This is a genomic window from Sphingomonas leidyi (genome assembly GCF_011761945.1).
In the GTDB taxonomy this organism is placed as follows: Bacteria; Pseudomonadota; Alphaproteobacteria; order Sphingomonadales; family Sphingomonadaceae; genus Sphingomonas; species Sphingomonas leidyi.
Genome location: NZ_JAASQV010000003.1, coordinates 1 through 26991, shown reverse-complemented (window position 1 = coordinate 26991; position 26991 = coordinate 1). Strand labels below are relative to the sequence as shown.

The following is a 26991-nucleotide window of genomic DNA, read 5'->3' as shown; positions in this document are numbered from 1 at the left end:
CCTCATTCGATCGGCAGCTTGCTCAGGTTCGCGCTGATCTTCTGCAGCGTGCGCAGCAGATGGGCGATGTCGCGGTCGCTCACCCCGTCCATCGCGCGGCTGAACTGGCGGCCGACGATCGGGGTCAGCTTGCGCAGGGTCTGCTGGCCGGCCGGAGTCAGCGTCACTTCGGTGATGCGATTGTCTTCCGGATTGGGCTCGGTGGTGACGAGGCCCTGTTCGACCATCCGGTCGATGATCCGGCTGATCGTAGAGCGCTTGGTCAGCGCCGCTTCGGCGATCGCGCCGATGCTGGCCGGCTGGCGCTCGCGCAGCACCGTCATCACGCGGTAGATCGGCTTGGACACGCCATGCTTGTGCAGCACGATGTCCATGTCCTCGTGATATTTGAAGTCGGCATGCGCCATCAGGTAGAAGGGCGAGTTTTCGAGGCGGAAATTGGGGCTGCTCGGGTCGTAGACGCTGCGATTGTCCATCAGATCCTCTGCCGTTCTTGCCGTTTTCTTCACCGCGCTGGTGGCCATGTTTCCCTCAATCGTTCCGCAGGATCAAGACGTTGCGCCGGGCCGGAAGGCGTGCGGCAGGCGAATTAGCCGAAAACATATGTTTCTACACCTATCAATCGTCATTTGCGCCGGATCGGTTGCGTGGCGGAAACGCCATGGGCAGCTCCCACCGCGCGAGAAGGCGGGCCCATGCCGAACAAGCGGCGAAATATCAACGAAAATTGCGTGATTATTGTTCCATTTCCATTGCGGGCCTGTCACGTTCCCGAGGGTGAAACCATGGGAGAACAAGCGTGTCGTCGAAACGCTGCCGCCGTCTGGCCCTGCCGCTCGCCGTCCTGCCGCTGCTCGCGGCGCTGCCTGCCCAGGGGCAGGAAGCGAAGCGGCGCTGGGACCAGATGTGCCAGATCCGCAAGGACAAGCTCGACCTGATCCTGCCCGAGGCGATGCGCGAGAACCGCATCGACATGTGGATCGTCGCCTCGCGCGAGGGGCATGACGATCCCAATGCCGCGCTGCTCGGCGGCGGCTATGTGGGCGATGTCGGCTATCATGTCTTCACCGATCGCACCGGCAGCGGCCGGATCGAGCGCGCGGCGATGGGAATCGGCGGCGCGGCGTTCGACCAATGCCCGCTCTACGACCTGAAGCTCTCGCCCGCCGAGCTGCGCAGGTTCGTCGAGGCGCGCGATCCCAGGCGGATCGGCATCGACGTGGCGACCGAGATCGGCACGGCGGACGGGCTCAGCCATTCGTTGCACGCGAAGCTGGTCGAGACGCTCGGCCCGGCGCTGGCGGAGCGGCTGGTCCCGGCCGAGAAGCTGGTCTCCGATTTCCGTGCCCGCCATTCGATCCATGAAATCGCGGCCTTCGCCAAGGCGGGGGAATATTCGCGCACCATCCTGGAGCGCGCGCTCTCCAACGAAGTGATCGCGCCCGGCCACACCACCACCGGCGACATCGCCTGGTGGATGATGGAGCAGCTCCACAAGGAGGGGCTGGGCAGCAGCTTCGGGCTGCCCAGCATCTACATCCTGGGGCCCGGCGAGCGCGGCCCGGTATCGGGCGACCATGTGATCCAGCCGGGGGACCTGATCACGGTCGACTGGGGAGTGAACTATCTCTTCTACTACACCGACATGAAGCGCATGGCCTATGTGCTCAAGCCCGGCGAGAACGCGCCGCCGCCAGGCGTGCAGCGTGCCTATGACAAGGCGCAGGACATCCGCCGGATGATCCTCGACGTGATCCGCCCGGGCGTGACCGCCGGCGACGCGTTGGCCGCGGTCAACAAGCGCGTGGCGGCGACGCCGGGGCTGGCGCTCGGCCGCTATGACGATCCGAGCAAGGACCCGAAGGTCTCCGACGTGGTGATCGGCAGCCATTCGGTGGGCGATTGGGGGCATGGCTCGGGCCCGTCGATCGCCGACTTCAACCCGCTGCGCATGACCTATACGCTGCGGCCAGGCAATTTCCTGTCGATCGAGCTGTTCCTCTACACGCCGGTGCCCGAATGGGGCGGGCGCAAGATCAAGATTCCGCTGGAGGACAATGGCGTCGTCACCGAGCGCGGCTTCGAATGGGCCTATCCGCCCAACAGCCGGATCCTGCTGGTGAAGTGAGGGAATGGGCGGCCGGCATGGGCCCGGCCGCCCCATTGCCGTCAGAAGGCGGCGATCCCGGTGATCGCGCGGCCCAGGATCAGGGCATGGACGTCGTGCGTGCCCTCATAGGTGTTGACCGTTTCCAGGTTCATCAGGTGGCGCATCACCTGGAACTCGCCCGAGATGCCGTTGCCGCCATGCATGTCGCGGGCGGCCCGGGCGATGTCGAGCGCCTTGCCGACATTGTTGCGCTTGACGATCGAGATCATCTCGGGCGCAAACCGGCCGGCGTCGATCAGCCGCCCGACGCGCAGCGATGCCTGGAGGCCGAGCGCGATCTCGGTCTCCATGTCCGCCAGCTTCTTCTGGAAGAGCTGGGTGGCGGCAAGCGGCTTGCCGAACTGGTGCCGGTCGAGGCCATATTGCCGGGCGGCGTGGAAGCAGAATTCGGCGGCGCCGAGCGCACCCCAGCTGATCCCGTAGCGCGCGCGGTTGAGGCAGGAGAAGGGGCCCTTGAGGCCTTCGACTTCGGGCAGCAGCGCGTCTTCGCCCAGTTCGACATCGTCGAGCTGGATCATGCCGGTGATCGAGGCGCGCAGGCTCAGCTTGCCCTCGATCCTGGGCGCGGAGAGGCCCTTCATGCCTTTCTCCAGCACGAAGCCGCGGATCGCGCCGCCATGCGCGTCCGACTTGGCCCAGACGACAAACACGTCGGCGATCGGCGCGTTGGAGATCCAGGTCTTGGTGCCGTTCAGCCGATAGCCGCCGTCGATCCTGGTCGCGCGGGTGCGCATGCCGCCGGGGTCGGAGCCGGCATCGGGCTCGGTCAGGCCGAAGCAGCCGATCCATTCGCCGCTGGCGAGCCTGGGCAGGTAGCGCAGCCGCTGCGCCTCCGAGCCGAAGGCGTGGATCGGGTACATGACCAGGCTCGACTGCACGCTCATCATCGAGCGATAGCCCGAATCCACCCGCTCCACCTCGCGGGCAATCAGGCCATAGGCGACATAGGAAGCGCCGACGCCGCCATAGGCCTCGGGCACCGTCGGGCCCAGCAGGCCCAGCGCACCCATTTCGCGGAAGATCTCGGGGTCGGTGACTTCGCGGTCGAACGCCTCGATCACGCGCGGTGCGAGCCGTGCCTGCGCATAGTCGCGCGCGGTGTCGCGGATCATCCGCTCCTCATCCTCCAGCTGCGCATCGAGCAGCAGGGGATCGGCCCAGTCGAATTTCTGCATGTCAGGGTTCCTCAGGCAGTGGGGACGATCGCGATCGTCTCGATCTCAACCTTGGCTTCGGCCTCGACCAGCGCGGCGACCTCGACCACGGCCATCGCCGGATAGTTGCGGCCGATCAGCTCGCGATACGCCGCGCCGATCTCGTCCAGGCCGGCGAGATATTCGTCGCGGCTGGTGACGTACCAGGTCATGCGCGCGATATGCTCGGGGCCGGCGCCGCCCTCGGCGAGGATCGCCACCGTGTTGACCAGAACCTGGCGGAACTGGCCGGCGAGATCGGAGGCGACGAAACGCTCCTCCGCGTCCCAGCCGACCACGCCGGCGGTGAACACCATCCGGCCGCTGGCGGAAATGCCGTTGGCATAGCCGCGCGGGCGCTTCCAGCCGGGGGGCAACAGGCTCTGATGCACGGTCATTGGCATTCCATTTCAAGGCGTTGGCGATATTCGGCGGGCCAGGGCTGCGACGTGCCGCCGGCAAGCTCGATCAGCACCTGGGTGAGGCGGACCGAGAAGCGCGGCGTACCCTCGCAGGTCACATCCACTTCCAGGTCGATCGAGCTGCGTCCCACCCGGGTGAGCTTCACGGCGAAATCGAGCAGGTCGCCCAGCTTGCTCGGTGCGGCGAAGGTGGCGGCCAGGCTGACGGTGGGCAGGCCAAGGCCGCGGCCCATGTGCATCGCCCGCCGGTCGTCGCCCAGCACGGCCGGGGTCCAGTCCTCCACCGCGGCGTCGCACAGCTCGAGGCAGCGCGGATAGAAGGCGATGCCCGCGGGGTCGCAATGCGCGAAGCGCAGCGGATGGGAGACGCGGAACATCAGCCTGCGCTCTGCGCGAGATGCTGGCGGGCGATGACGATCTTCTGCACTTCCGACGCGCCCTCGTAGATGCGCAGCGCCCGCACTTCGCGGTACAGCGCCTCGACCGGGGCGCCGACGGTGACTCCCAGGCCGCCGAAGATCTGCACCGCCTTGTCGATCACCTGCTGGGCGCTGTCGGTGGCGTGCAGCTTGGCCAGCGCGGCCTCGCGGGTGTTGCGCTGGCCCTGCACGTCGCGCAGCCAGCCGGCGCGGTAGATGAGCAGGGCGGACGTATCGATGTCGAGCACCATCTCGGCGAGCTTCGACTGGGTCACCGGATTGTCGGCGAGCGTGCCGTCGCCGAGCCGCCGGGTGCGGGCACGGGCGGTCGCCTCGTCGAGCGCGCGGCGGGCGAAGCCGAGCGCGGCGGCGCCCACGGTGGTGCGGAAGATGTCGAGCGTCGCCATCGCCGCCGCGAAGCCGCGCCCGGCCTCGCCGAGCAGCGCGTCGGCCGGCAGCGCCATGTCGGCGAATTCGAGCGTGGCGAGCGGGTGGGGGGCGATCACTTCGATCCGCTCGGTGACGCGCAGGCCCGCCGTGTCGGCATCGACGAGGAAGGCGGAGATGCCCTTGGCCCCGGGCGCCTCGCCGGTGCGGGCGAACAGCACGTAGTAATCGGCGATGCCGCCGTTGGAGATATAGGTCTTGGCGCCGTTCACGCGCAAGCCATTGCCGTCGCGCTCGGCCAGCGTCTCCATCGAGGCGACGTCGGAGCCCGAGCCCGGCTCGGTGAGCGCGAAGGCGGCGATCTTCTCGCCCCGCGCCACGGCGGGGAGATAGGCCTGTTTCTGCGCCTCGGTGCCGAATAGCGAGATCGTGCCCGATCCCAGCCCCTGCATCGCGAAGGCGAAGTCGGCCAGCCCCGAATGGCGCGCCAGCGTCTCGCGGATCAGCGCGAGGGAGCGGATGTCGAGCGTCTCGTGCATGCCGCCCCACGCCGCCGGCACGCAGTAGCGCAGCCAGCCGCCCTCGCCGAGCGCACGGACCAGCCGCCGGCATTCGGCATCGACATCGGCGCCGTGATGGCCGGAGAGATTGGCGACGCACCAGGCCTCGAGCGCGTCGGCCAGCTTGCGGTGGCCGTCGTCGAGGAAGGGCCAGTCGAGGAAGCTGCGGTCGGCCATCAATTGCCCTCGAACTCGGGGGTGCGCTTGTCGGCGAAGGCTTCGAAGGCGCGGCGGAAGTCCCTGGTCGCCATGCAGATCGCCTGGGCCTGGGCCTCCATCTCGATCGCGGTCTCGATGCTCACCGCCCATTCGGTGTTGAGCTGGGTCTTGGTGATGCCGTGCGCGAAACTGGGGCCGGTGGCGATGCTGCGGGCCAGCGCCTGGGCTTCGTTCAGCAGCGCGTCGGCCGGTACCAGCCGGTTGTGGAAGCCCCAGCGCTCGCCTTCCTCGGCGGACATCATCCGACCGGTGTAGAGCAGGTCGGCGGCGCGGCCCTGGCCGATGATCCGCGGCAGGATAGCGCAGGCGCCCATGTCGCAGCCGGCCAGGCCCACGCGCGTGAACAGGAAGGCGGTCCTGGCGGCGGGGGTGGCGAGGCGCAGGTCCGATGCCATCGCCATGATCGCGCCGGCGCCGACGCAGATGCCGTCGATCGCCGCGACGATCGGCTGGGGGCAGGCGCGCATCGCCTTGACCAGGTCGCCGGTCATCCGGGTGAAGGCGAGCAGTTCGGGCATCGCCATTTCGGTCAGCGGCCCGATGATCTCATGGACGTCCCCGCCCGAGGAGAAATTGCCGCCTGCGCCGGTGAGCACCACTGCCTTGACCTGCGACGTGTAGACGAGGTCGCGAAAGGTATCGCGCAGCTCGGCATAGCTTTCGAAGGTGAGCGGGTTCTTCCGCTCGGGCCGGTCGAGCGTGATCGTCGCCACGCCCTCGGCGAAATGCCAGCCGAAATGCCGGGCCACGAAGCTGGTCGGATCCATGGTCATTCCTTCTCCCCATCGACAGCGAGCGAGTCCTTGAGCACGCCCAGAAGCTGGTGAAGCTGGCCGCGTTCCTCGCGGCCCAGCCCGGCCAGCATCGCTTCGATCCATGCATGATGCGCCTCGGCGAGCCCGGCGAAGCATTCGCGCCCCAATTGGGTCAGTCGGGCAACCGAGGAGCGGCCGTCGGTGGGCGAGGGCGCGAGGCTCACATAGCGGTCGCGCACCAGCGCCTGGACGACGCCGGTGACATTGCCGTTCGAGACGAGCAGCGCCTGGGAGAGCTGGCCCATCGTCATCCCCTCGGGATGCCGGTCGAGCGCCGCCATCACGTCGAAGCGGGGCAGGGTGATGTCGTATCCGTCGGCAAAGCCGCGCTTCAGCCGCTTCTCGATCACCGTGGTGCAGGTGAGCAGCCGCAGCCACAGCCGCACGCTGCCGCGATCGTCGAGCGCGCCGTCATGCTTTTCGCGCAGGGAGGCGGTGCGAGTCACGTCACTTCTCCCCCGGCGATCGGGATCGCCTGTCCGGTCACCGATCCGCTGGCGGGCAGGCAGAGCCAGACCGCCGCCGCCGCCACTTCCCCGGGCGTGATCAGCCGCTTCTGGGGGTTGTGGCGGGTGAGCTCGGCCAGCGCCTCGGCATGGCTGCGGCCGGTGCGGCCGGCGATGGTCTCGACTGCCCGGGCGACGATATCGGTGTCGGTGAAGCCGGGGCAGAGCGCATTGGCGGTGAGCGGCGTCGCAGCGAACTCGGCGGCGAGTGCGCGCATCAGCCCGATCGCGCCGTGCTTGGAGGCGACATAGGGCGCGGTATAGCCATAGCCCTTCAGCCCGGCGGTGGAGGCGATGGTGACGATCCGCCCGGCCGGTGCCGCGAGCAGGTCCGGCAGCGCGGCCTGGCAGCAATGGAACAGCGCATCGAGATTGGTCGCCATCGTCTCGCGCCACGCCTCGGCGGTCACCCTGGCGAAGGGCGCGCTGGGGGCGATGCCGGCATTGTTGACCAGGATCCCGATCGGGCCGTGCGCGGCGCGGGCGACCTGGAAGGCCGCCTCGATCGACGTCCGGTCGGAGACGTTGGCGGGAACGGTGATCGCGCCGGGAATGGCCGCGGCGACGGTTTCCAGCGGCTCCAGCCGGCGCCCGATCAGCGTCAGCCGCGCGCCTTCCTCGGCGAGTGCGCGGGCGATGGCCGCGCCGATGCCCGATCCCCCGCCGGTGACGACCGCATGGATGTCCTTCAGGCGCATATGGGTCAGCTCCGCGGCGCCGCGCCGGTCTCGGCGGCGCGTTGCAGGTTGCGGGCGAGCTGGCTCATCCCGCCCAGATATTGCGGCGGCACGCGCACGCCGCGATAGCCGTGCTGGGCGGCGGCGCGCAGCGTCCACATCGGATCGATCAGGTGCGGCCGTCCGATCGCGACCAGGTCGGCCCGGCCGGCCGCCAGGATCGAATTGGCGTGGTCGGTCTCGGAGATGTTGCCCACTGCCATGGTCGAGACGCGTGCCTCGTTGCGGATCTTGTCGGCAAAGGGCGTCTGGAACATGCGGCCATAGACGGGCTTGCACTCGGCCCAGGTCTGGCCGGCCGAGACGTCGATCAGGTCGGCGCCCGCTTCGTCGAAGGCGCGGGCGATCGCCACCGCCTCGTCGGGGGTGACGCCCCGGTCGCCCATCCAGTCGGTCGCCGAGATGCGGACGGACATCGGCCGCTCGGCGGGCCAGACGGCGCGCATCGCCGCGAACACTTCGAGCGGGTAGCGCAGGCGGTTCTCCAGGCTGCCGCCATAGCCGTCGGTGCGCGTGTTCTGGAGCGGGGTGATGAAGCTGGAGAGCAGATAGCCGTGCGCGGCGTGCAGCTCGATCATGTCGAAGCCGGCTTCCACCGCCATGCGCGCGGCGGCGACGAACTGGTCGCGCACCATGTCCATATCCGCGCGGGTCATCGGGCGGGGTGAGGCATTGCCTGCGCTCCACGGCACGTCGGAAGCGGCGATGAGCGGCCAGTTGCCGTCGTCCAGCGGCGCGTCCATCCCCTCCCAGCCGATTTTCGTGGAGCCCTTGGCGCCCGAATGGCCGAGCTGGAGGCAGATCTTCGCGCCGCTGTTCGCATGAGCGAAATCGGTGATCCGCCGCCACGCCGCCACATGCTCGGGCGCGTACATGCCGGGGCAGCCGGGGGTGATCCGGCCCTCGGGCGAGACACAGGTCATCTCGGTATAGACCAGCCCCGCGCCGCCCTGGGCGCGGGCACCGTAATGGACCAGGTGGAAGTCGTTCGGGGTGCCCTCGACGGCGGAATACATGGCCATGGGCGAAACCACGATACGGTTCGCCAGCGGCATTTCGCGCAATCTGTACGGCGCGAACATCGGCGGGACCGGTTCGTTGCTCCTTCCGCCCGGCGACTGCGACTGGAACCAGCTTTCGACGCCTTCCAGCCACTCTCGATCGCGCAGGCGGAGATTTTCGTGGCTCACCCGCTGCGAGCGCGTGAGCAGCGAATAGGCGAACTGGATCGGCGCGAAGGGCAGATAGCGGTCGAGCGTTTCGAACCACTCCGTCGAGTTGCGCGCGCTGTTCTGCAGCTTGAGCACCTCGACATTGCGCTCGGCCTGATATTCCTCCAGCGCCTGGGCGCGGCCGAGCCCGGGACGGTTGAGCACCTCGGCCAGCTTGATCGCATCCTCCAGCGCCAGCTTGGTGCCGGATCCGATCGAGAAATGCGCGGTGTGCGCCGCATCGCCGAGCAGGACGAACTTGTCGTGCGACCAGCGGCCGGTGACGATCCGGCGGAAGTTGAGCCAGGCCTGGGGGCCGGGCAGGTGCGTGGCGTTGGACATCAGGCCATGGCCGCCCAACTGCTTCGCGAAGATCTTCTCGCACAGCGCGATCGCCTCGGGCTGGTCCATCGTGTCGAGGCCCAGGCCGTGCCAGGTCGCCGGATCCATCTCGACGATGAAGGTCGAGAGATCGTCGTCGAAGCGATAGGCGTGCGCCCAGACCCAGCCCGCCTCGGTCTCTTCGAAGGCGAAGGTGAAGGCGTCGAACACCTTGCTGGTGCCGAACCAGAAGAACTTGTTCCGGCGCACCTGGATGTCGACGTCGAACCGGTCGGCATGCGCGCCCCGGATGCGGCTGTTGGCGCCGTCGGCGGCGATGACGAGATCGTAATCCGCCCAATCGGCCAGATCCGGCCCCGCCTCGTGCTGGAAATGCAGCACCACGCCCAGTTCGCGGGCGCGCGCCTGCAGGATCGCCAGCAGCCGCTTGCGGCCGATGCCGATGAAGCCGTGCCCAGAGGAACGGATGCACGCGCCATGGATGTGCACGTCGATATCGTCCCAATGGGCGAACTCGCCGCGGATCGTCTCGCCGCTGACGGGATCGTTCGCCATCAGATTCTCGACCGTCTGGTCCGAGAAGACGACGCCCCAGCCGAACGTGTCGTCGGGGCGGTTGCGCTCGAACACATGGATCTCGTGCGCACCGTCGCGCACCTTCATCGAGATGGCGAAATAGAGGCCCGCCGGCCCGCCGCCCACGCATGCGATCTTCATTGACCCGACTCCATCGCGGCGACTCCAGTCCGTCTCAATCTAGCGCCAGGAGCGTAAATGCTTCAAGCCTGAAATTTCAAGCTTGAAATATCATATATCACGCAATTAATCACAGGTATCGGAGTCGTGGGAGGTCTAGGGATGAAGTGGCCGGCACAGCGCCTGACGGGCGGATCGAAGAAGAGCTTCGGCATGTACGACGAAGCGGCGAAGCTGGATGCGGCGGGGGTGGACCTGATCCATCTCGAGTTCGGCCGGCCGCACGCCGACACGCCGGCGCACATCAAGGACGCCGCCAAGGCCGCGCTCGACGCGGGCATCGTCCATTACGGCGATTTCCGCGGCACGCTCTCCTTCCGCCAGGCGCTGGCGGGGAAGCTCGCCGCGTTCAATGGCCTGGATTACGGGGTGGACGAGATACTGGTGTGCAACGGGCTCACCCATGCCTCGTTCGCCGCCTTCATGGCCGCGATCGATCCGGGCGACGAAGTGATCCTGCTCGATCCCTATTACCCCCAGCATATCGGCAAGACCGAGCTGGCCGGCGGCAAGGTGGTGATCGCCGAGCTCGACAAGGCGGACAATTTCGCGATCTCGAAGGAGAAGATCGCCGCCCGGATCACCGACCGCACCCGGATGATCGTGCTGGTCAACCCGGCCAATCCCACCGGCCGCGTCTATAGCCGCGCGGAGCTGCAGCACGTCGCCGACCTGGCGATCGAGCACGACCTGCTGGTGCTGTCCGACGAGGTCTATGAATACATCACCTATGGCAAGGCCGAGCATGTCAGCATCGCCAGCCTGCCCGGCATGCGCGACCGGACGATCACCTGCTTCGCCTTCACCAAGGCCTATTCGATGGACGGCTGGCGGATCGGCTATCTGACCGCCGATGCGAAGCTGATGCCCGCGATCCTGCGCATCACCATGACCGACGTGACTCATGTCAACGTCTTCATCCAGGAAGGCGCCCGCGCCGCCGTGGAGGGGCCGCAGGACGCGATGCTGGCGATGGTCGAGGCGGATCGCCGCAAGCGCGACATCGTCGTCCAGGCACTGAACCAGATGCCCGGCGTCACCTGCGCCGAGCCGGAAGGGACCATCTATGCCTTTCCGGATATCCGCGGCACCGGCCGTTCCTCGCAGGACCTTGCCATGGCGATCCTCAGGCAAGCGCATGTCGTGGTCGAATCCGGCAGCTTCTACGGGCCGGGCGGAGAGGGGCATCTGCGCGTCTGCTTCGGATCGGAATCCGAGGCGCGGGTGGCCGAGGCGATGGAGCGGCTCGGCCGGTTCTTCAACGCGCTTTGAGCGCGTCTAGCCATGGAATTCGGGGAGAGAAGAGGATGAAGAAGCGTCTGGGACTTGCCGCCGCCTTGCTGGCCCTGCCGGCGCTTCCTCTCCTGCTGGCCGGGCCCGCCTGCGCCCAGGCCAAGGCGCAGGCCCCGCAGGGCTATGACGCGCTGCTCGCGCTCTACAGGGAGTTCCGCGCCTTCGTGCCGCCGCCGATGGTGAAGGGCGTGCCCGATTATTCGCCCCAGGCAATGGCGCGCCACTATGCCGGGCTCCAGCGCTTCGAGGCACGGCTGGCGGCGATCGACGACAGCGCATGGCCGATCCCGCAGCGCGTCGATTACATGGTGGCGCTTGCCGAGATGCGCGGGCTGGAGTTCCAGCACCGGGTGATGCAGCCCTGGAAGCGCGACCCGGCCTTCTACAGCACCACCAATCTCGGCTTCGGGCCCAAGATGCACGGCGCCATCGCCATCCCCAGGCTGCCGATCGCAAAGGACGAGGCGGCGGCGCTGGCCGCCCGGCTCGACGCCGTGCCCGAGGCGCTGCGCCAGGCACGGGCGAACCTCACCGATGCGCGCGGCGACCTTGCCCGGCTGGCGATCGTGCAGAAGCAGGTGGAAGTGAACGTCTATGGCGCGCTGGCTGCGGACGCGGCGAAGCGCCAGCCATCGCTCGTCGCCCCGGCGAAGCGCGCCCAGGCGGCGGCCGCGGCGTTCAAGGCGTGGCTGGAGGGCATCGAGGCCGGGCTCCCCGCCTATGGTGGCGTGGGGGCGGAGAATTATGCCTGGTATCTCAGGCATGTGCTGCTGCTGCCCTACACTCCGGAGGAGGTCCGGGTGATCGGCGAGCGCGAATATCAGCGCCAGCTCGCCTTTCTGAAGATCGAGGAGCATCGCGACCGCGCGATCCCGATGCCCGAGCCGGTCAAGACCCGCGCCGAGTTCGACGCCAAGCGCAAGCAGGAGGATGAGGACCTGCTCAAGTTCCTGCGCGACGGCCAGTGGGTGACGATCCCGGACTATGTGAAGCATGATCCGGAGGAGGGGCCGTACGAGTTCCCCTTCGAGAAGGATCCGTCCAGGCCGGGCCTGTTCGATCCGCCGCAGCATCTCCATTTCTTCTTCCAGGCAGAATTCCGCGACGGCCGGCCGCTGCGCGCGCACAATTTGCCCGGCCATGCCTTTGACGAGCTCCAGGCGGCGCGCGACACGCGCCCGGTGCGCGGGCAGCCGCGGCTGTTCTTCGTCAACGGGCTGCGCAACGAAGGCTGGGCCTTCTATCTTGAGGAGTTCCTGATCCAGTCGGGCATGCTGGAGGACCGGCCCAAGGCGCGCGAGATCGACTATATCCTGGGCGCCAAGCGCGCCGCGCGCATCCTGCCCGAGCTGAAGATGCAGGCGAACGAATGGACCTGGAAACAGGCCAATGCCTCGCTGATCGCGCGCACGCCCAAATGGATGCAGCCGGGCGATGCCGTCGCCCAGTTCGACATCGAGCTGTACCTGCGCCAGCCCGGCTATGGCATCGGCTATTACATGGGCAAGGTGGAGCTGGAGAAGCTGCTCGCCGATGTGGCGATGCGCGAAGGCGACGGGTTCGACATCAAGACGTTCCACGATCGCTTCCGCGCGGCGGGCTCGATCCCGATCTCGCTGATCCGCTGGGAAATGACGGGCCGGGACGACGAGATCCGCACCATGCGATAGGCATGGGGCGGGGATGGGCCCAGGCCTTGGCTTGCTCGTTGCCCGATTTCCTTCGTCGGGGCGCCGCCTTGGCATCCCACCGCCTCTTCCGTCATCCCCGCCCTTCCTGTCATCCCCGCGAAGGCGGGGATCCAGGGTAATCCGGGACAATCGAAGCAATCGCGCGCGGGCTCGCCGGAGACGGCAAACCCAGCCTCGCGACCATTGCTCCTGGCCCTGGATCCCCGCCTTCGCGGGGATGACGGAAGAGGCGGGGGGATGACGGGAAGGGCGGGGATGACGGGAAGGGCGGGGATGATGGGAAGGGCGGTGAGGTGACGGGGGAAGGACGGGGATGACAGGGAAGGCGGGCGCAGGGAGGAAAGCGAGATTGGCTTTGGCGCGATATGGCGAATGCGTCCAAGCTTCGACATCCACGCGACGCTAGCCGATGCCAATGGATCGCATCCCGGCCGTCTACATTGTTGCAAGCAAGCGCATCGGCACGCTTTACACCGGCGTCACCTCAGACCTGCCGGGCCGCATCTACCAGCATCGCACCGGCATGCTTGAGGGATTCACCAAGAGACATGGCTGCAAGCGCCTCGTCTGGTTTGAGGTCCATGAAGAAATGGAGCCTGCGATCATCCGCGAGAAGCAGATCAAGAAGTGGAATCGCGACTGGAAGATCAGGCTTGTCGAGGAGAACAACCCGACTTGGCGTGACCTCGCCGAGGACTGGGGTTTCGATCCACTTGAGGACGTTGACGTATAGTCCTTTGTTCCGTTCCTGGCGAATTATCCATCGTCCCGGCCCCTCCGTGATCTCACCGCCTCCCGTCATCCCCGCCTTCGCGGGATGACGGGGGAGAATATGAGCCTCCCGATCCATAGGCTGCCCAGGGCCCGCCCCATGCCCTGGGCAGCCCGCGCGATCAGAAGCGGATGCGGGCGCTCAGGCTGGCGCGGTGGTCCCTGGTGCGCTTGCCGAACTCGCCATCATAGCCGAGCCGCAGCGACAGGTTCTCGTTGCCCACCACGCGCAGCTCCGCGCCGACATGCGCGGCCTGGCGATCCATCAGCGTCGTGATCGTCGCCGGCGCGGCCGAGGCGTTGCCGCCGAGCAAACGGAACGGCGCCGCGATCCGGTCGGTGGTGTTGAACACGCCGCCGCCCGTGATCGCGAAGGTCGCGCTGGTCGGCCCGTTGCCGGCCAGCCGCACGCCCAGGCTCAGTTCGGGCGCGACGGTGCCGATCCACTGCGTATGGGAGAGGCTCTCGACGCCCAGGCCCTCGAGCCCGCGCTCCGCGAAGCCGCCCTGGCGCAGCGCGGTGACGAAGCCGCGCACCGCCGGCCGGGCGAACACCATGCCCTGGCCGAGCACCCAGGCCGCTTCGGCGCTGCCCTGGAGATAGCCGGTGCCCTGGTTGCCGACGCCCTGGCGCGGATCGAAGATGCTCACGCCGCGGCGCAGCTCGGTCCATTGCCAGCCGCCGCTCACCGAGGCGGCGAACTGCGCGCCGCTCGTCCCCGCATAGCGCGCGCCGATGCCGGCATGGACGCCGTCGCCGTCCGAATTGGCGCGCAGCCCGTCGATCCTGGCATTGCCGAGGCTGTCATAGCCGATCGCGCCGCCGATCATCCAGTCGCCGCCCAGCGGCTTCTCGAAGCCGGCGCGGAAGCGGCCGTCGGTATCGCCGCGGACGCTGGCATGCTCGCCGTCGCCGCTGCGCCGGAAGACATGGCCGCCGGCCTGGCTCCACACGCAGCCATCGCCCGCCGGGCCGGCGGGCGTGCCGCAGCCGAACAGGTTGGACGAGAAGTCGCGCGCCGCGCCGAACTGGGTGAGCGAGGCGATCAGATAGGGTTCGGGGTTCAGCTGATCGAAGATCGCGCGATACTGGGCCTCGCTACCGGCCTGGATGTTGCCGAGCAGGGCGAGCAGGCGGCCGATCCCCGCCGAACTGCCCGCCGTCACCGCGCGGTCCATATAGGCACCGAGCGCGCGCTCGTTGCGGTTGAGGAAGGGCTGGCCGAAATTGGTGTCGAAGGCGAGCTGGATGCCGGCGCTGTTGGCCAGCACGCGATAGTCGACCGCCAGCGTGTCGCGGATGGTGAGCCCGTTGTTGGTCGCCGTGCCTGCCGTGGCGAACAGGGTGACCGGGTTCTTGTCCTGCATCCAGGTGAGGATGACGTCGCCGGTGCCGGCCACGCTGGTATTGCCGCTCACATTGACCCGGTCCGACGCATAGGGGCCGAACGCGACGTCGAAGGCCATGTGGCCGGTTGCGCTCTGGGTGAAGTCGCCGTCGAGGTCGACCGTGTTGATGACGCGGGCACCGTAGAGCAGGTTGGTCGCGGGGGTGCCGACGCCGTCCAGGTTGGCGAAGGTGGCGCCGTTCAGCAGGTCGATCGGGGTGCGGCTGGCGGCCAGGCCCATCTGGAAGTCGCCCGCATTGGCGAAGCTGCCGCTCGAACCCGCGCCGTCGCGCAGGTCGATCCGGCTGAAGGCGATGAAGGTGCCGTTCGCGTTGTTGACCAGCGCGTTGGCCCCGCTGCCCAGGTCGACATTGCCGATGATCGTGCCGCTGTTCTCCACTCGGTCGTTGCCCGCGCCGGTGTCGATCGCGAGGCCGGAGACCGCGCTGATCGAGCCGGCGGTGAGCTGGATCAGGTTGGCCGCGCCGCCGGCCAGGCGGATGCCCGCGCCGGTGCCGGCACCGCCGCGCACCAGGTTATTGGCGGTGACCCGGATATTGCCCGCGCCGGTGCTGCCCTGGCTCTGGGCGAAGATGCCGGTCGCGTTCAGGCCGGCCGCGAAGACCGAGCCCGAAAGGCGCAGGTCGATCGCGCCGCCGGCGCCCGTGCCGGTGCCGTTGCCGGCGAATATCCCCTCGACCCAGCCGCCGCCGCCGCCGAGCGACTGCGCCACCACGCCGACCGAATTGGCGCCGAGCACCGCGATGTTGCCGGTCTGGTCGAAGCGGATCGCGCCGCCATTGCCGGTGTTGGCCGCGTTGAAGGCGATGCTGGCGGAATCGACTGCGCCCAGCACCGCGCCGCCGCCGCCGCCGATCGACTGGAGGAACACGCCGTGCGCATGGTTGCCGGCGGTCTGGACGGCGCCGTTGTTCGACACGGTAACGCTGCCGCCATTGCCGCTCGCGCCGCCGCTGCCGCCCAGGGTGACGCTCGCGCTGCCGCCGGTGAGGCGCACTTCGCCGCCGCCCGCGCCGATCGACTGGACGACCAGCGCCGGCGAATAGTCGCCCAGCGTGGCGAAGCCGCCGGCATAGGCGAGGGCGACCGTGCCGCCGTCGAGCCCGGCGCCGCCATTGGCGCCGAGCGTGATGACGGTCGGCGGAACCGCGGGCGGTGCGACCGCCAGCGGATCCGCGCCCGCGCCTGCCAGCCAATAGGCCAGTGCGCGCTGGCTTTCCGGCGAAAGGTTCGCGGTGGGGGCGGTGCCGGGCGCGGTGGAGTCGATGTTCAGCACGCTCGGCGCGGCCGCGGTGGCGCCGGTGCCCAGGGCGATCTCGACGATCGCGGAGCCGCCGCCGCCGCCGATCGACTGGACGATTGCGCCGGGGGCGAACTTGCCGGTGGTGCTGATCGCGCCGGTCATGCCGCGCTGGATCGCGCCGCCCGACGCGCCGGTGGTGCCGTCGGCGCCGAGCGTGATCGAGGCGCCCGCGAAGAAGGACGCCAGTTCGGCGGTGACGTCGATGATGCCGCGACCGCCGCCGCCGCCGATCGACTGGGTCAGTGCGCCGGCGGCACCGTCGCCATTGGTGGTGACGCTGCCCGAATGGCTGCCGGTGATGTCGTCGCCGTCATTGTCGGCGCCGCCCAGGCCGCCCAGCGCCAGCCGGACGCCGATGGGCGCCTGCGGGTCGGTGACCGTCGGGTCGTGGAGCGCGACGATGTCGAGGTCGATGTCGATCGTGCCGCCGCCGCCGCCGATCGCCTGGTTGCTGATGCCGACGCCGTTGCGCCCGCCCGCGCCGATCGTGCCGTTCGAATTCACCGTCACCTTGCCGGCGTTCATGCCGGACGCGCCGTCGGCGCCCGCGCGGGCGACGAGCAGCGGGTTGGGCCGCTGGGTATTGCCGCCGGGGCCGACCACGGGCAGGCCCGGCAGGCCGGTGATGCCGCTGAAGTCGAAACCCAGCGTGCCGCCGCCGCCATTGATGCTCTCGGCGACGATCGCCTGCGAGCCGGCGCCGAGAACGGTGATGTCGCCGGTCTGGTTGACGGTGACTGCGCCGCCGGTGCCGCCGGTGCCGCCGCCGGTGAGGCCGACGATCAGCGCGATCGTGTTCGACAGGGTCAGGCTCGCAGGCTCCGGCGTGAGCGCCACGCCCAGGCCGGCATTGCCGCCGCCGCCGCCGATGCTCTGCGCGACGATGCCGTTCGCCTTGGCGCCGCGGGTGAGGATCGACCCGCTGTTGGTCACGGTGACCGCGCCGCCATTGCCGCCATTGCCGCCCACGCCGCCGATCGCGATCAGCGGCGCCGAAGTGGGGGCGCCGATCAGCAGGCTGCCGGTGAGCGCCATCCCGCCATTGCCGCCGCCGCCGCCGATCGACTGGGCGAGGATGCCGTGGGCGCCTTCGCCCTTGGTCTCGATCGTGCCGGCATTGGTCACGTCGACCACGCCGCCGATATTGCCGCTGCCGCCGACCGCGCCGAAATTGAACCCGAAGGCGACGCTGTCCTTGCCGGAGGAGACGCCGGTCAGCGCCAGGATGGTCGAGCTGTTGCCGCCGCCGCCGCCCAGCGACTGGGCGAAGATGCCATAGGCGCCCTTGCCCTCGGTGAGGATGTCGCCCGAATTGGTGCCGCCGGTGTCGCGGTTGACCACGGTGACCTTGCCGCCCGCGCCGCCGCTGCCGCCATTGCCGCCGATGGTGACGCGGGCGCTGTGGGTCTGCTTGTCCGCACCGGTGGCGCCCACCGCGAGCTGGAGCACCAGGCCCGCATCGCCGCCGCCGCCGCCGATCGAATTGGCGCTGATGCCCGCGGCATCCTCGCCCTTGGTCCAGATCAGGCCCTCGTTGGTGACCGCGACGTCGCCGGCCTTCTCGCCCGTGCCGCCGGCGCCGCCGACATTGACGTTGATCGAGTTGTTGGCGCTCTTGCCCTGGGCACGGAAGTCGATGACCGCGCCGCCGATGCCGCCGCCGCCGCCGATCGACTGGGCGCGGATGCCGAAGGCGCGCGCCCCAGTGGTGGCGATCACGCCGGTGTTGGTCACCGTCACCGTGTCGCCCACGCCGGCGGTGCCGCCGGAGCCGCCCACCGCGATGCCCATGGTGTTCGAGGTGTTGCCGCTGCCCTTGTACTGGAGCGCGATGCTTGCCGCGAAGCCGCCGGTGCCGCCGCCGCCGCCGATCGACTGCGCCAGGATGCCGTCCGCATCGTCGCCGCCGGTGACGATCCGCGCGCTGTTGCCGACATCGACCGTCGAGCTCTTCGAGCCGACGCCGCCGGTGCCGCCCACCGCGACCGTGAGCGCCGCCGTGGTGTTGACCATCACGCCGGTGCCGCTGCCGCCCGCGCCGCCCGATCCGCCGATGCTCTGCGCCCAGATGCCCCGCGATTCGACGCCGCGCGTGGTGAGGTTCGCCGCGTTGACGACGGAGACCGCGCCGCCGGTCGCGCCGACGCCGCCGTCCAGGCCGACGCCGACGCTGCCGGCGAAGCTCTGCGCCGAGGTGCCGCTGCCGGTGCCCACCGTGCCGCCGATCTTGAACGAGCCGCTGTTGCCGCCGCCGCCGCCGACCGACTGGGCGAAGATCGCCGAGGAATAGCCGCCGCTGGTGTCGATCGCGCCCTTGGCGTTCACCGTAACCTCGCCGCCGGTGCCGCCGGTGCCGCCGGACTGGCCGAGGCTCAGCGCGAACTGGTTCTTCGCGCCCGGCACCAGGCCGAAATCGAACGAGGCATTGCCGCCGCCGCCGCCGATCGACTGGGCATGGATGCCGATCGAACGCTCGCCGGTGGTGACGATCGTCCCGTCCTGGCTGACTTCGACATCGCCTGCTTCGCCGCCGATGCCGCCGCGTCCGCCGATGCTCAGGTTGAGCTGGTTGGCATCGCGGGTATAGCCGCCGGCCAGGTTGAAGGTGCCGTTGCCGCCGCCCTTGCTGATCGACTGGGCGAGGATGCCGTCGCTCAGCGCGCCGCTGGTGCCGATGTCGCCGCGATGCCGCAGCGTGACGTCGCCGCCTGCGCCCGCGTCGCCGCCCGCGCCGCCGACATTGACCACCGCCGCGAACGGGCTGTTGCCCGCCGGCGCCAGCGTCACGTCGAGCACCAGGTTGAAGCCGGCATTGCCGCCGCCGCCGCCGATCGACTGTACGGTCATGCCGTTCGATTCGTCGCCGAAAGTGCGGATCAGGCCCGGCGTCTCGGTCTCGATGCCGCCGACCATGGTGTAGCCGCGCGTCACCGTCACGTCGCCGGCATTGCCGCCCGCGCCGCCGGTCCCGCCGATGCCGAGCGCGATCGGCGCGCCCTGGCGCGAGACCGCGCCGGCCACGTCGATGCCGCCCTGGCCGCCGCCGCCGCCGACCGACTGGACGAGGATGCCCGGCGCCTTGCCGACATAGTCGGTCGCCGAAAGCGTGACCGCGCCGCCGGCGCCGGTGGTCACCTTGGTGTTGACCAGCACGTTGCCGTTGCTGGTGAAAGTGACGTCGCCCGCATCGGCGCCGGTGCCGCCGGTGCCGCCCAGGCCCGCGGCGAGCGCGACGCCGGTGAGCTTCGACTTGCCGGCGCCCGCATTGTTGAGCGCCGCCGAGACGTTTAGCCCGCCATCGCCGCCGCCGCCCGCGACCGACTGGACGATGATGCCGGCGGCTTCATAGCCGTCGACCAACACCTGGCCATTCTGGGTGGCGATCACATCGCCGCTGGCATTGCCCGCGCCGCCGAAGCCGCCGATGCCGAAGACCAGCGTCGGCTCCGTGGCGGTGCTATCGGCGGTGATCCCGCCCGAGATGTTGATGCCGCCGGTGCCGCCGCCGCCGCCGACCGACTGGACGAGCAGGCCGCGCGCCTTGGCGCCCTGGGCGAACAGGTCGGCATCGACATTGGCGGTCACCTTGCGGCCCAGGCCGCCATCGCCGCCGAACCCGCCGATCCCGACGGTGAGCTGGCCGTCGAGCGAGATGCCGCCCGAGACGTTGATCCCGCCGATGCCGCCGCTGCCGCCGAGCGACTGGGCAATCACCGCCGAACGCTCGTCGCCCGACGCGACGACCTGCACCCGGTCGGTGCCCGGCGCCTTGACGGTCAGGTCGACCGTGCCGGCATTGCCGCCATCGCCGCCGAACCCGCCGATGCCCAGCGAGGCGACGCGGCTCGCGCTGCTCGAGCCGGGCGAGGTGAGGGCGATCTGGCCGGTGACGTTGAGCCCGCCCTGGCCGCCGCCGCCGCCCACGCTCTGCGCGATCACGCCGTTCGAACCGTTCGCGATCGTGCGATAGGCGGGGAAAGTGAAGTCGAAGCCGAGGAAGTTGATCGTCTGCGCCGCGTGCGCGACCACGCCGCCATTGCCCGTTGCGAGCACGTTGCCGGTCACGCGCGCGGTGACGTTGCCCGCCTCGCCGCCGCCGCCGCCGAAGCCGCCCAGGCCGAAGCCGAACGCGCCGGTGCTGCCGCTGGTGCTGCCCGCGATGCCGCCGGCCACGTTGATGCCGCCGCGGCCGCCGCCGCCGCCGATGCTCTGCGCGACGACGCCGTCGGAATCGGTGCCGCTGGTCACGGTGTCGCCGATGCGGGTGAGATCGACATCGCCGGCCTTGCCGCCATCGCCGCCAAAGCCGCCGATACCGATCGAGGCGGTGCCCGCGGTGCCGGTGGAGAGGGCGATCGCGCCGGAGACATTGATCCCGCCCGCGCCGCCGCCGCCCGCGATGCTCTGTGCCACCACGCCGGCCGAATCGCCGCCACGGGTCCGATAGTCGCCGGTCACGCTGGCGGTGACCTTCTGGCTGATGCCGCCGTCGCCGCCAAAGCCGCCGATGCCGATCGCGGCGCCGATGGAGGTGTTGTTGCCTGCCGAGATCGAGAGCGAGCCGGTGACGTTGAATGCGCCGTTGCCGCCGCCGCCGCCCAGGCTCTGGATCAGCGCGCCGGCCGATTCCGCGCCGCTGGTGGCGACATTGCCCGAAAGCGTGGCGTCGACCGTGGCCGCGTCGCCGCCATCGCCGCCGAAGCCGCCGATGCCGATACCGAGCGTGCCGGTGCCGCCGCTGGAAAGGGCGATGCTGCCGGTAACGTTGAACCCGCCATTGCCGCCGCCGCCGCCGGCCGACTGGATCAGGATCGCGCCGCTGCGCGCGCCGAGCGTCGCGACGTCGCCGGTGAGCGCGGCGGTGACCGCCTTGGCATTCCCACCGCTGTCACCGAAGCCGCCGACGCCCACGCCCAGCGTGCCCGAGCTGCCATTGCCGGCGCTGAGGCTGAGGCCGCCGGTGACGTTGAACGCGCCATTGCCGCCGCTGCCGCCCAGGCTCTGCACGGTGAGGCCCAGCGAATCGTCGCCGCGGGTGCCGATGTCGCTGGTCAGGGCCGCGTCGACCGTGCCCGCGTCGCCGCCCGCGCCGCCGAACCCGCCGACGCCGACCAGCACGTTGCCGGTGAGTTCCTTCGAGACCGCGATGCCGCCGGAGACGTTGAACCCGCCATTGCCGCCGCCGCCGCCGACCGACTGGATCAGCGCGCCGCCCGAGCGCGCGCCGCGCGTGGCGACGTCGCCATTGATGTTGGCGATCACTGCTTCGGCATTGCCTGCGGTGGCGCCGGCGCCGCCGATGCCGACGCCGATATTGCCGGCGCCGCTCTTCGAGCCGGCAATGCCGCCGGTGACGTTGAACGCGCCGTTGCCGCCGCCGCCGCCCAGGCTCTGCGCCACGATGCCGCGGGCGTCGTCGCCCTCGGTGGAGACCGCGACCAGCGTATCGCCGGTGTCGGCAACGCCCTGGTTCACGTTGAGCGTGACGGCCTTGCCGTCGCCGCCGCTGCCGCCCGCGCCGCCCAGGCCGATGCCGAGCGTGCCGGCGCCGTCCTTGGCCACCGCGATGCCGCCCGAGACGTTGAACGCGCCCGCGCCGCCGCCGCCGCCGACGCTCTGCGCCAGGATGCCGTCGCTCTTGTCGCCCGCGGTCGCGGTGGTGCCGGTCACGTCGAGCTTGACGATGCCCGCGTCGCCCCCAGTGCCGCCCGAACCGCCGATGCCGATATTGATCGCACCGGCGATGGTGCCCGAAATGCCGATGCCGCCCGAGACGTTGAAGCCGCCGGTGCCGCCGCCGCCGCCCAGGCTCTGCGCGGTGATCGCGGTCGACTGGTCGCCAAGGGTGACGACATTGCCGGTCACCGTCGCGCCGACGCGCATGGCGTTGCCGCCGCCGCCGCCCGAGCCGCCCAGGCCGACCGAGAGCGCGCCCGCGGCGGTGCCGCCGAAGCTCACCCCGCCTGCGACGTTGAACCCACCCGCGCCGCCGCCGCCGCCGGCGCTCTGCGCGAGGAAGCCGCCCGACTGGTTGCCCTCGGTCAGGATCGATACGGCGCTCGCATCGACTTCGCCGCCATTGCCGGCCCCGCCGCCGGAACCGCCCAGGCCGATATTGACTGCCGCGCCATAGCTGCCCGAACCGCCGATGCTGCCCGAGACGTTGAATCCGCCGACGCCGCCGCCGCCGCCGTTCGACTGGACCACCACGCCGCGCGACTGGTCGCCGAGCGTGTGGACCGCGCCCAGCGCGGTGCCGGTGGCGTGCAGGGCATTGCCGCCGGTGCCGCCCGCGCCGCCCAGGCCGACGGACAGGCCTCCGCCGAAGGTCGCGCTGCCTGCGATCGATCCGGAGATGTTGAACCCGCCCGAACCGCCGCCGCCGCCCAGGCTCTGGACGAGCAGGCCGTCGGACTGGTCGCCCGAAGTATAGATCGTGCCCGCCGCGGTGCCGGTGACGTCGCCGCCGCCGCCGCCGCCCGCGCCGGCGCCGCCCAGACCGACCGATATGCCGCCGGCATAGGAGCCGCTGCCCGAGATCGAGCCCGCGATGTTGAACCCGCCATTGCCGCCGCCGCCGCCGGCCGACTGGATCAGTACGCCGGTGGCGCGGTCGCCGGTGGTCTGGACGTTGCCGCCGACGCGCCCGGTCACCTTGCCGCCGTCGCCGCCGCCGCCGCCCGCGCCGCCGATGCCCACCGCGACGCCCACGCTGGTGGTGCCCGCGAAGCTTACCGCGCCCGAGACGTTGAAGCCCCCCGAGCCGCCGGCGCCGCCGACCGACTGGATCACCGCGCCGCCGGCATCGTCGCCGCCGGTGGAGATCGTGCCGTCGAAATCGGTGTCGACCACGCCGCCATTGCCGGCATTGGCGCCCTTGCCGCCGATGCCGACGGCGAAGGAGACCGCGCCGCCGCCGCCCGCCGCGACTGCCGCCGAGACGTTGAACCCGCCATTGCCGCCGCCGCCGCCGACCGACTGGGTGAGCAGGCCGGTCGAGAAATCGCCATCGGTCTGGATCGCGCCGCCCGAATGGACTTCGACCAGGCCGCCATTGCCGCCGGTGCCGCCCGATCCGCCGATGCCGAGCGAGATCGATGCGCCGAGCGCCGGCCCCGCCGCGGCGGCGACCGAGACGGTGAAGCCGCCGGCGCCGCCGCCGCCGCCGACCGACTGGGCGAGGATGCCCTGCGCATTGTCGCCGGTGGTGAGGATCACCGCGTCGCCGTCGAGCGTGACGTGGCCGCCGGTGCCGCCGGTCCCGCCGCTGCCGCCGATCGCCACGCTGGCGCCGCCGAAGAAGCCGCCGGTCGCCTGGACCGCGAAGCCGCCATTGCCGCCGCCGCCGCCGATCGACTGGAGCTGGATGCCCCGCGAGCGGTCGCCGCTGGTCGCGATGAACGGATCGAGCTGAGTCGGCACGCCGCCGATCGTCACCGAGCGGGGGGTGAGGTTGACGTCGACGGTGCCGCCATTGCCGCCCGCCGACCCGGCGCCGCCGATCGCGACGCCGACGAACGCGCTCAGCGACGCGCTCGCGCCGCCATTGCCGCCGCCGCCGCCGATCGACTGGGCGAAGATGCCGTTCGAATCATTGCCGCCGGTGCCGATATTGCCGCTGTGGTTGACGGTGACGATGCCGGCATTGCCGCCGCTCGCGCCCTTGCCGCCGATGGTGAGCAGCACGCCGCCGGTGGTGCCGCCGTCGCCGCCGCCGCCGCCCACCGACTGGGCGAAGATCGCCGTGGCATTGTTGCGCAACGTGGTGACGCTGCCGGTGTTGGTGATGGTCACCGTGCCGCCGGTGCTCGCCGCCGAGCCGTTGCCGCCGATGGTGACCAGGCCGCCGCTGTCGCCGCCCTTGCCGCCGCCGCCGCCCACCGACTGGGCGAAGATGCCGCGGGCGCCGTCGCCTTCGGTGCGGACCGTGCCGGCGTTGCCGACCGTGACCATGCCGCCATTGCCGCCGGTGCCGCCCGTCCCGCCGAGCGCGACCACGCCGCCCGAGCCCGAGCCCGCGCCGCCGCCGCCGCCCACCGATTGCACGAACACTGCGTCGGCGCCCTTGCCGGTGGTGACGACGCTGCCGGTTGCGGCGATGCTGGCCGAGGCGCTGCCCGCCAGGCCGCCGCCGGTGCCGCTGCCGCCGATCGAGACGAGGCCGCCGGTGCCCTCGGCCGAGCCGCCGCCGCCGCCCACGGACTGGACGAACACGCCGCGCGCGTCGACGCCGCCGGTGCGGACCGAGCCGGCGATGGTGGCGCTCGCCGCGCCGCCGGTGCCGCCGGACCCGCCCTTGCCGCCGACCGCGACCGCGCCGCCCGAGGCGCCGCCCGCACCGCCGCCGCCGCCGACCGATTCGACGAACACGCCATGCGCATTGGCGCCGCCGGTGGTGATGGTCGCGCCTGCCTCGACCAGGACCGAAGCGATGCCGCCATTGCCCGCCGTGCTGCCGTCCGATCCGAAGGCGACCAGGCCGCCCGAGCCGCCCGCCGAGCCGCCGCCGCCGCCGATCGACTGGGCGAAGACGCCATAGGCGCCGCTCTTGGTGGTGGTGACTTCGGCTCCGGCGCGCACGTTGATCGTGGCGTTGCCGCCATTGCCGCCATTGCCGGCGGTGCCGCCGAACGTGGCGATGCCGCCGGTGCCGCCGACATTGCCGCCGGTGCCGCCGATCGACTGGGCCTGGATGCCGATCGCATCGACGCCCGAGGTACGGACGATGCCGCTATGCTCGACGGTGACGTTGCCGCCGTCGCCGCCAACGCTGCCCGAACCGGGATTGCCGACGATGCCGTAGCTGCCGCCGCTGGTGCCGGCATTGCCGCCCAGGCTCTGCGCCAGAATGCCGATCGCGCCGGTGTTGGTGGTCTGGATCTGGCCGGAATTGTTGACGGTGACGGTGCCGCCCTGCGCCGCCGGGCCCGAGGCGCCGCCGCCCGAGAACAGATAGCCGGTGCCGCCGGTGCCGCCGCGCCCGGCGACGCTCTGCGCGAGGATGCCGTAGCTGCGCACGCCCGAGGTGCTGACGGTCACGCTCGAGGTCAGGCTGACATTGCCGCCGCGGCCCGCGCCGCCGCCGGCGCCGCCACGGACATTGCCGGCGCCGTCGCCGCCATTGCCGCCATTGCCGCCCGCGCTGATCGCCGCGATGCCCGGGAGGTTGTCCGAGATGGTGGTGATGTTGCCGTTGTTGGCGGGAGTCACCGTCGCGGTGATGTCCGGCCCGTTGGCGCCGGCGCCGCCGGCCGAGGCATTGGCGCCGATGGTGAAGCAGCCGCCGAAGATGCAGATCCGGACGCCGGCACCGAAGCTGCCATTGCCGCCGTTCGCGCCGCGCTGGACGTTCGAATATTGATGGACGTCGCCCGCCGCGGCCGGGAAGGTGAAGCCCGAGCTCGTCGTTCCGGTCGATCCGTTGCCCTGCGGTGGCGGCGCCGAGCCGACGCCCGCGCTGACATCGGTGACGATCGGCGTGGTGACCGTGCCGCCGCCGCTCTTGTCGAGCGTGACGCCGGTGACCTGGCCCGATGTCAGCTGAACCGCGCTCACCGTATAGGTGATGTTGGTGTTGGTGTCGGTGAAGGTCTGGCCCACGGTGTTGGCGAGCAGGATCGTATTGTTCTGGTCGGTGCGGACCAGCGCGGCGTTGATCACTTCGACGACGCGTTCGTCGGCATCGGTCACCGGGTTGTGCACCAGGTCGCCCACCGCGACGACGGGCAGGGGAGGCGGCGTGGGCATCGGCGCCATCATCGCCTTGGTGAGCGCCATGCGCGACACGCTGGTATTGGCGGCGGCGGTGGTCGCCCAGGCGGCGGTGCCCATGGCGAGCAGCAGGCCGATGCGCTTCAGGTGCCGGGCGAGCGTGCCGAACAGCTTGCGGTCGGCCTGGCGCGGACGGCGCGGGGCGCCGGCACCGGCAATGCGATCCCGCAGCCGCTCGAGCGCATGCGACAGCGCCGCCGATCGATCGGCGAGCAGCGAGAGGACGGCGCCGATTTCCGAAATGAAGTCCGATCGCTGGATGCGGGTCAGCCGATCGGCATCGACTGCGTCGCCCGTCGCATCCACCAGCGCCGCGAGCCGCGCGAGCCGCACAGCATCCGTTCGCCGAACCATCGTAATTCCCCCGAAATACCTGTGAGTCGAACTTGGACCATATCATGCTGAACAAGTAATTACCCTTGTTCGGACATGGTTTCCGTAGCGGCATCTGTCCCGTATCCGAGCAGTCGAAGCATGGCACGCCGACCGTGATCGGCCGGTTTCACGAGCGGCGATGGACGCGTGTGTCCGATTTGTTTCCCAAACGGCCGGCGCAGTTGGGGGCGTGGCGGCCGTTGCTCCTGGCTCGTGCCGGGGACTGTGCTTCATCTGGGAAGGGGGCGGGGAAGGCGAGGGGCGCTCCCTCCCGGCGGGGGGTCCCTTCGCTCCGTTCGCAGCGGCGATCCGGGGCGGAAGCCGCGGGTCGAACCGAAAAAATGCGAAGATCGGAAAAAAGTGCATTTTTCGGGTTGACGGGAATCGGTCGGGCACATAGATGGCGCCCTCCCGGCAACGAGGCGCTCGCCTCTCTGCTCCAACCGGTCCTCCGGTTCGGGACGTTCACAAATCGGTTGCGGCACTTCGGTGCTGCCGACTGGGGCCCTTCAAGGGATGTTCGAAGCGTCGCTTCGAGCAGGAACGTGCTCTTTGACATAGTGATTTAGATGAAGGGACATGTGGGCGGCGGCCCTGGGTTCTGGCGGCTTCTAGGCGTCGGATACTCAGATAAAGTCAAGC

Annotated in this window: 14 protein-coding genes; 4 read left to right on the top strand and 10 right to left on the bottom strand. The window is 70.2% G+C overall.

The genetic code is table 11. The features are described 5' to 3' along the window. Positions 1-2: 2 nt before the first annotated feature. A complete protein-coding gene (locus FHR20_RS15600; protein WP_086131331.1) occupies positions 3-524 on the bottom strand; it encodes a MarR family winged helix-turn-helix transcriptional regulator in 522 nt (173 codons plus the stop codon). 275 nt (positions 525-799) lie between these two features. On the opposite strand from FHR20_RS15600, the gene FHR20_RS15595 reads away from it, so the two are divergent. Then, positions 800-2128: a M24 family metallopeptidase gene (locus tag FHR20_RS15595; protein WP_208413681.1), complete on the top strand. Its 1329-nt coding sequence runs from the start codon at positions 800-802 to the stop codon at positions 2126-2128. Between the two features lie 41 nt (positions 2129-2169). Here the strand turns inward: FHR20_RS15595 and FHR20_RS15590 are convergent, their stop codons facing one another. Genes FHR20_RS15590 through FHR20_RS15555 form a run of 8 tightly spaced genes read right to left on the bottom strand, consistent with a single transcriptional unit; the run spans position 2170 to position 9698 of the window. After that, on the bottom strand, positions 2170-3345 hold the full coding sequence (locus FHR20_RS15590; protein WP_167300568.1) for an acyl-CoA dehydrogenase: 1176 nt from the start codon (positions 3343-3345) through the stop codon (positions 2170-2172). 11 nt (positions 3346-3356) lie between these two features. Continuing rightward, complete coding sequence (locus FHR20_RS15585) at positions 3357-3761, bottom strand: RidA family protein (protein ID WP_167300567.1); 405 nt, start codon at positions 3759-3761, stop codon at positions 3357-3359. Further along, positions 3758-4162, bottom strand: a complete 405-nt coding sequence (locus FHR20_RS15580; protein WP_167300566.1) for an acyl-CoA thioesterase — start codon at positions 4160-4162, stop codon at positions 3758-3760. The genes FHR20_RS15585 and FHR20_RS15580 overlap by 4 nt, the downstream gene beginning before the upstream one ends. Further along, positions 4162-5328 carry an acyl-CoA dehydrogenase family protein gene (locus FHR20_RS15575; RefSeq protein ID WP_167300565.1) on the bottom strand — a complete coding sequence of 389 codons (1167 nt, stop codon included), beginning with the start codon at positions 5326-5328 and terminating at the stop codon, positions 4162-4164. Before FHR20_RS15575 ends, FHR20_RS15580 begins: the two co-directional genes overlap by 1 nt. Then, on the bottom strand, positions 5328-6143 hold the full coding sequence (locus tag FHR20_RS15570) for an enoyl-CoA hydratase family protein (RefSeq protein WP_167300564.1): 816 nt from the start codon (positions 6141-6143) through the stop codon (positions 5328-5330). The genes FHR20_RS15575 and FHR20_RS15570 overlap by 1 nt, the downstream gene beginning before the upstream one ends. Then, positions 6140-6631 carry a MarR family winged helix-turn-helix transcriptional regulator gene (locus tag FHR20_RS15565; RefSeq protein ID WP_341786459.1) on the bottom strand — a complete coding sequence of 164 codons (492 nt, stop codon included), beginning with the start codon at positions 6629-6631 and terminating at the stop codon, positions 6140-6142. The genes FHR20_RS15570 and FHR20_RS15565 overlap by 4 nt, the downstream gene beginning before the upstream one ends. Further along, on the bottom strand, positions 6628-7389 hold the full coding sequence (locus FHR20_RS15560; RefSeq protein WP_167300563.1) for an SDR family NAD(P)-dependent oxidoreductase: 762 nt from the start codon (positions 7387-7389) through the stop codon (positions 6628-6630). The genes FHR20_RS15565 and FHR20_RS15560 overlap by 4 nt, the downstream gene beginning before the upstream one ends. Positions 7390-7394: 5 nt before the next feature. Further along, a complete protein-coding gene (locus FHR20_RS15555) occupies positions 7395-9698 on the bottom strand; it encodes a bifunctional salicylyl-CoA 5-hydroxylase/oxidoreductase (protein WP_167300562.1) in 2304 nt (767 codons plus the stop codon). 141 nt (positions 9699-9839) lie between these two features. Between FHR20_RS15555 and FHR20_RS15550 the strand changes: the two genes are divergently transcribed. The 3 genes from FHR20_RS15550 (at position 9840) to FHR20_RS15540 (ending at position 13454) form a co-directional block, all read left to right on the top strand. Beyond that, positions 9840-11009, top strand: coding sequence for a pyridoxal phosphate-dependent aminotransferase (locus FHR20_RS15550; RefSeq protein ID WP_167300561.1), 1170 nt, complete (start codon positions 9840-9842; stop codon positions 11007-11009). Positions 11010-11044: 35 nt separating this feature from the next. Next, positions 11045-12700, top strand: coding sequence for a DUF885 family protein (locus FHR20_RS15545; protein WP_167300560.1), 1656 nt, complete (start codon positions 11045-11047; stop codon positions 12698-12700). Positions 12701-13136: 436 nt separating this feature from the next. Then, on the top strand, positions 13137-13454 hold the full coding sequence (locus FHR20_RS15540) for a GIY-YIG nuclease family protein (protein WP_167300559.1): 318 nt from the start codon (positions 13137-13139) through the stop codon (positions 13452-13454). A gap of 160 nt (positions 13455-13614) precedes the next feature. Here the strand turns inward: FHR20_RS15540 and FHR20_RS15535 are convergent, their stop codons facing one another. After that, positions 13615-26328: an autotransporter outer membrane beta-barrel domain-containing protein gene (locus FHR20_RS15535; protein WP_167300558.1), complete on the bottom strand. Its 12714-nt coding sequence runs from the start codon at positions 26326-26328 to the stop codon at positions 13615-13617. Positions 26329-26991: the final 663 nt, after the last annotated feature.

What these genes read in the sequence shown, in the direction of transcription:
- FHR20_RS15600 (WP_086131331.1), bottom strand. Translation starts at nt 524, where the DNA reads ATGGCCACCAGCGCGGTGAAGAAAACGGCAAGAACGGCAGAGGATCTG.
- FHR20_RS15590 (WP_167300568.1), bottom strand. Translation starts at nt 3,345, where the DNA reads ATGCAGAAATTCGACTGGGCCGATCCCCTGCTGCTCGATGCGCAGCTG.
- FHR20_RS15585 (WP_167300567.1), bottom strand. Translation starts at nt 3,761, where the DNA reads ATGACCGTGCATCAGAGCCTGTTGCCCCCCGGCTGGAAGCGCCCGCGC.
- FHR20_RS15580 (WP_167300566.1), bottom strand. Translation starts at nt 4,162, where the DNA reads ATGTTCCGCGTCTCCCATCCGCTGCGCTTCGCGCATTGCGACCCCGCG.
- FHR20_RS15575 (WP_167300565.1), bottom strand. Translation starts at nt 5,328, where the DNA reads ATGGCCGACCGCAGCTTCCTCGACTGGCCCTTCCTCGACGACGGCCAC.
- FHR20_RS15570 (WP_167300564.1), bottom strand. Translation starts at nt 6,143, where the DNA reads ATGACCATGGATCCGACCAGCTTCGTGGCCCGGCATTTCGGCTGGCAT.
- FHR20_RS15560 (WP_167300563.1), bottom strand. Translation starts at nt 7,389, where the DNA reads ATGCGCCTGAAGGACATCCATGCGGTCGTCACCGGCGGGGGATCGGGC.
- FHR20_RS15555 (WP_167300562.1), bottom strand. Translation starts at nt 9,698, where the DNA reads ATGAAGATCGCATGCGTGGGCGGCGGGCCGGCGGGCCTCTATTTCGCC.
- FHR20_RS15550 (WP_167300561.1), top strand. Translation starts at nt 9,840, where the DNA reads ATGAAGTGGCCGGCACAGCGCCTGACGGGCGGATCGAAGAAGAGCTTC.
- FHR20_RS15545 (WP_167300560.1), top strand. Translation starts at nt 11,045, where the DNA reads ATGAAGAAGCGTCTGGGACTTGCCGCCGCCTTGCTGGCCCTGCCGGCG.
- FHR20_RS15540 (WP_167300559.1), top strand. Translation starts at nt 13,137, where the DNA reads ATGGATCGCATCCCGGCCGTCTACATTGTTGCAAGCAAGCGCATCGGC.
- FHR20_RS15535 (WP_167300558.1), bottom strand. Translation starts at nt 26,328, where the DNA reads ATGGTTCGGCGAACGGATGCTGTGCGGCTCGCGCGGCTCGCGGCGCTG.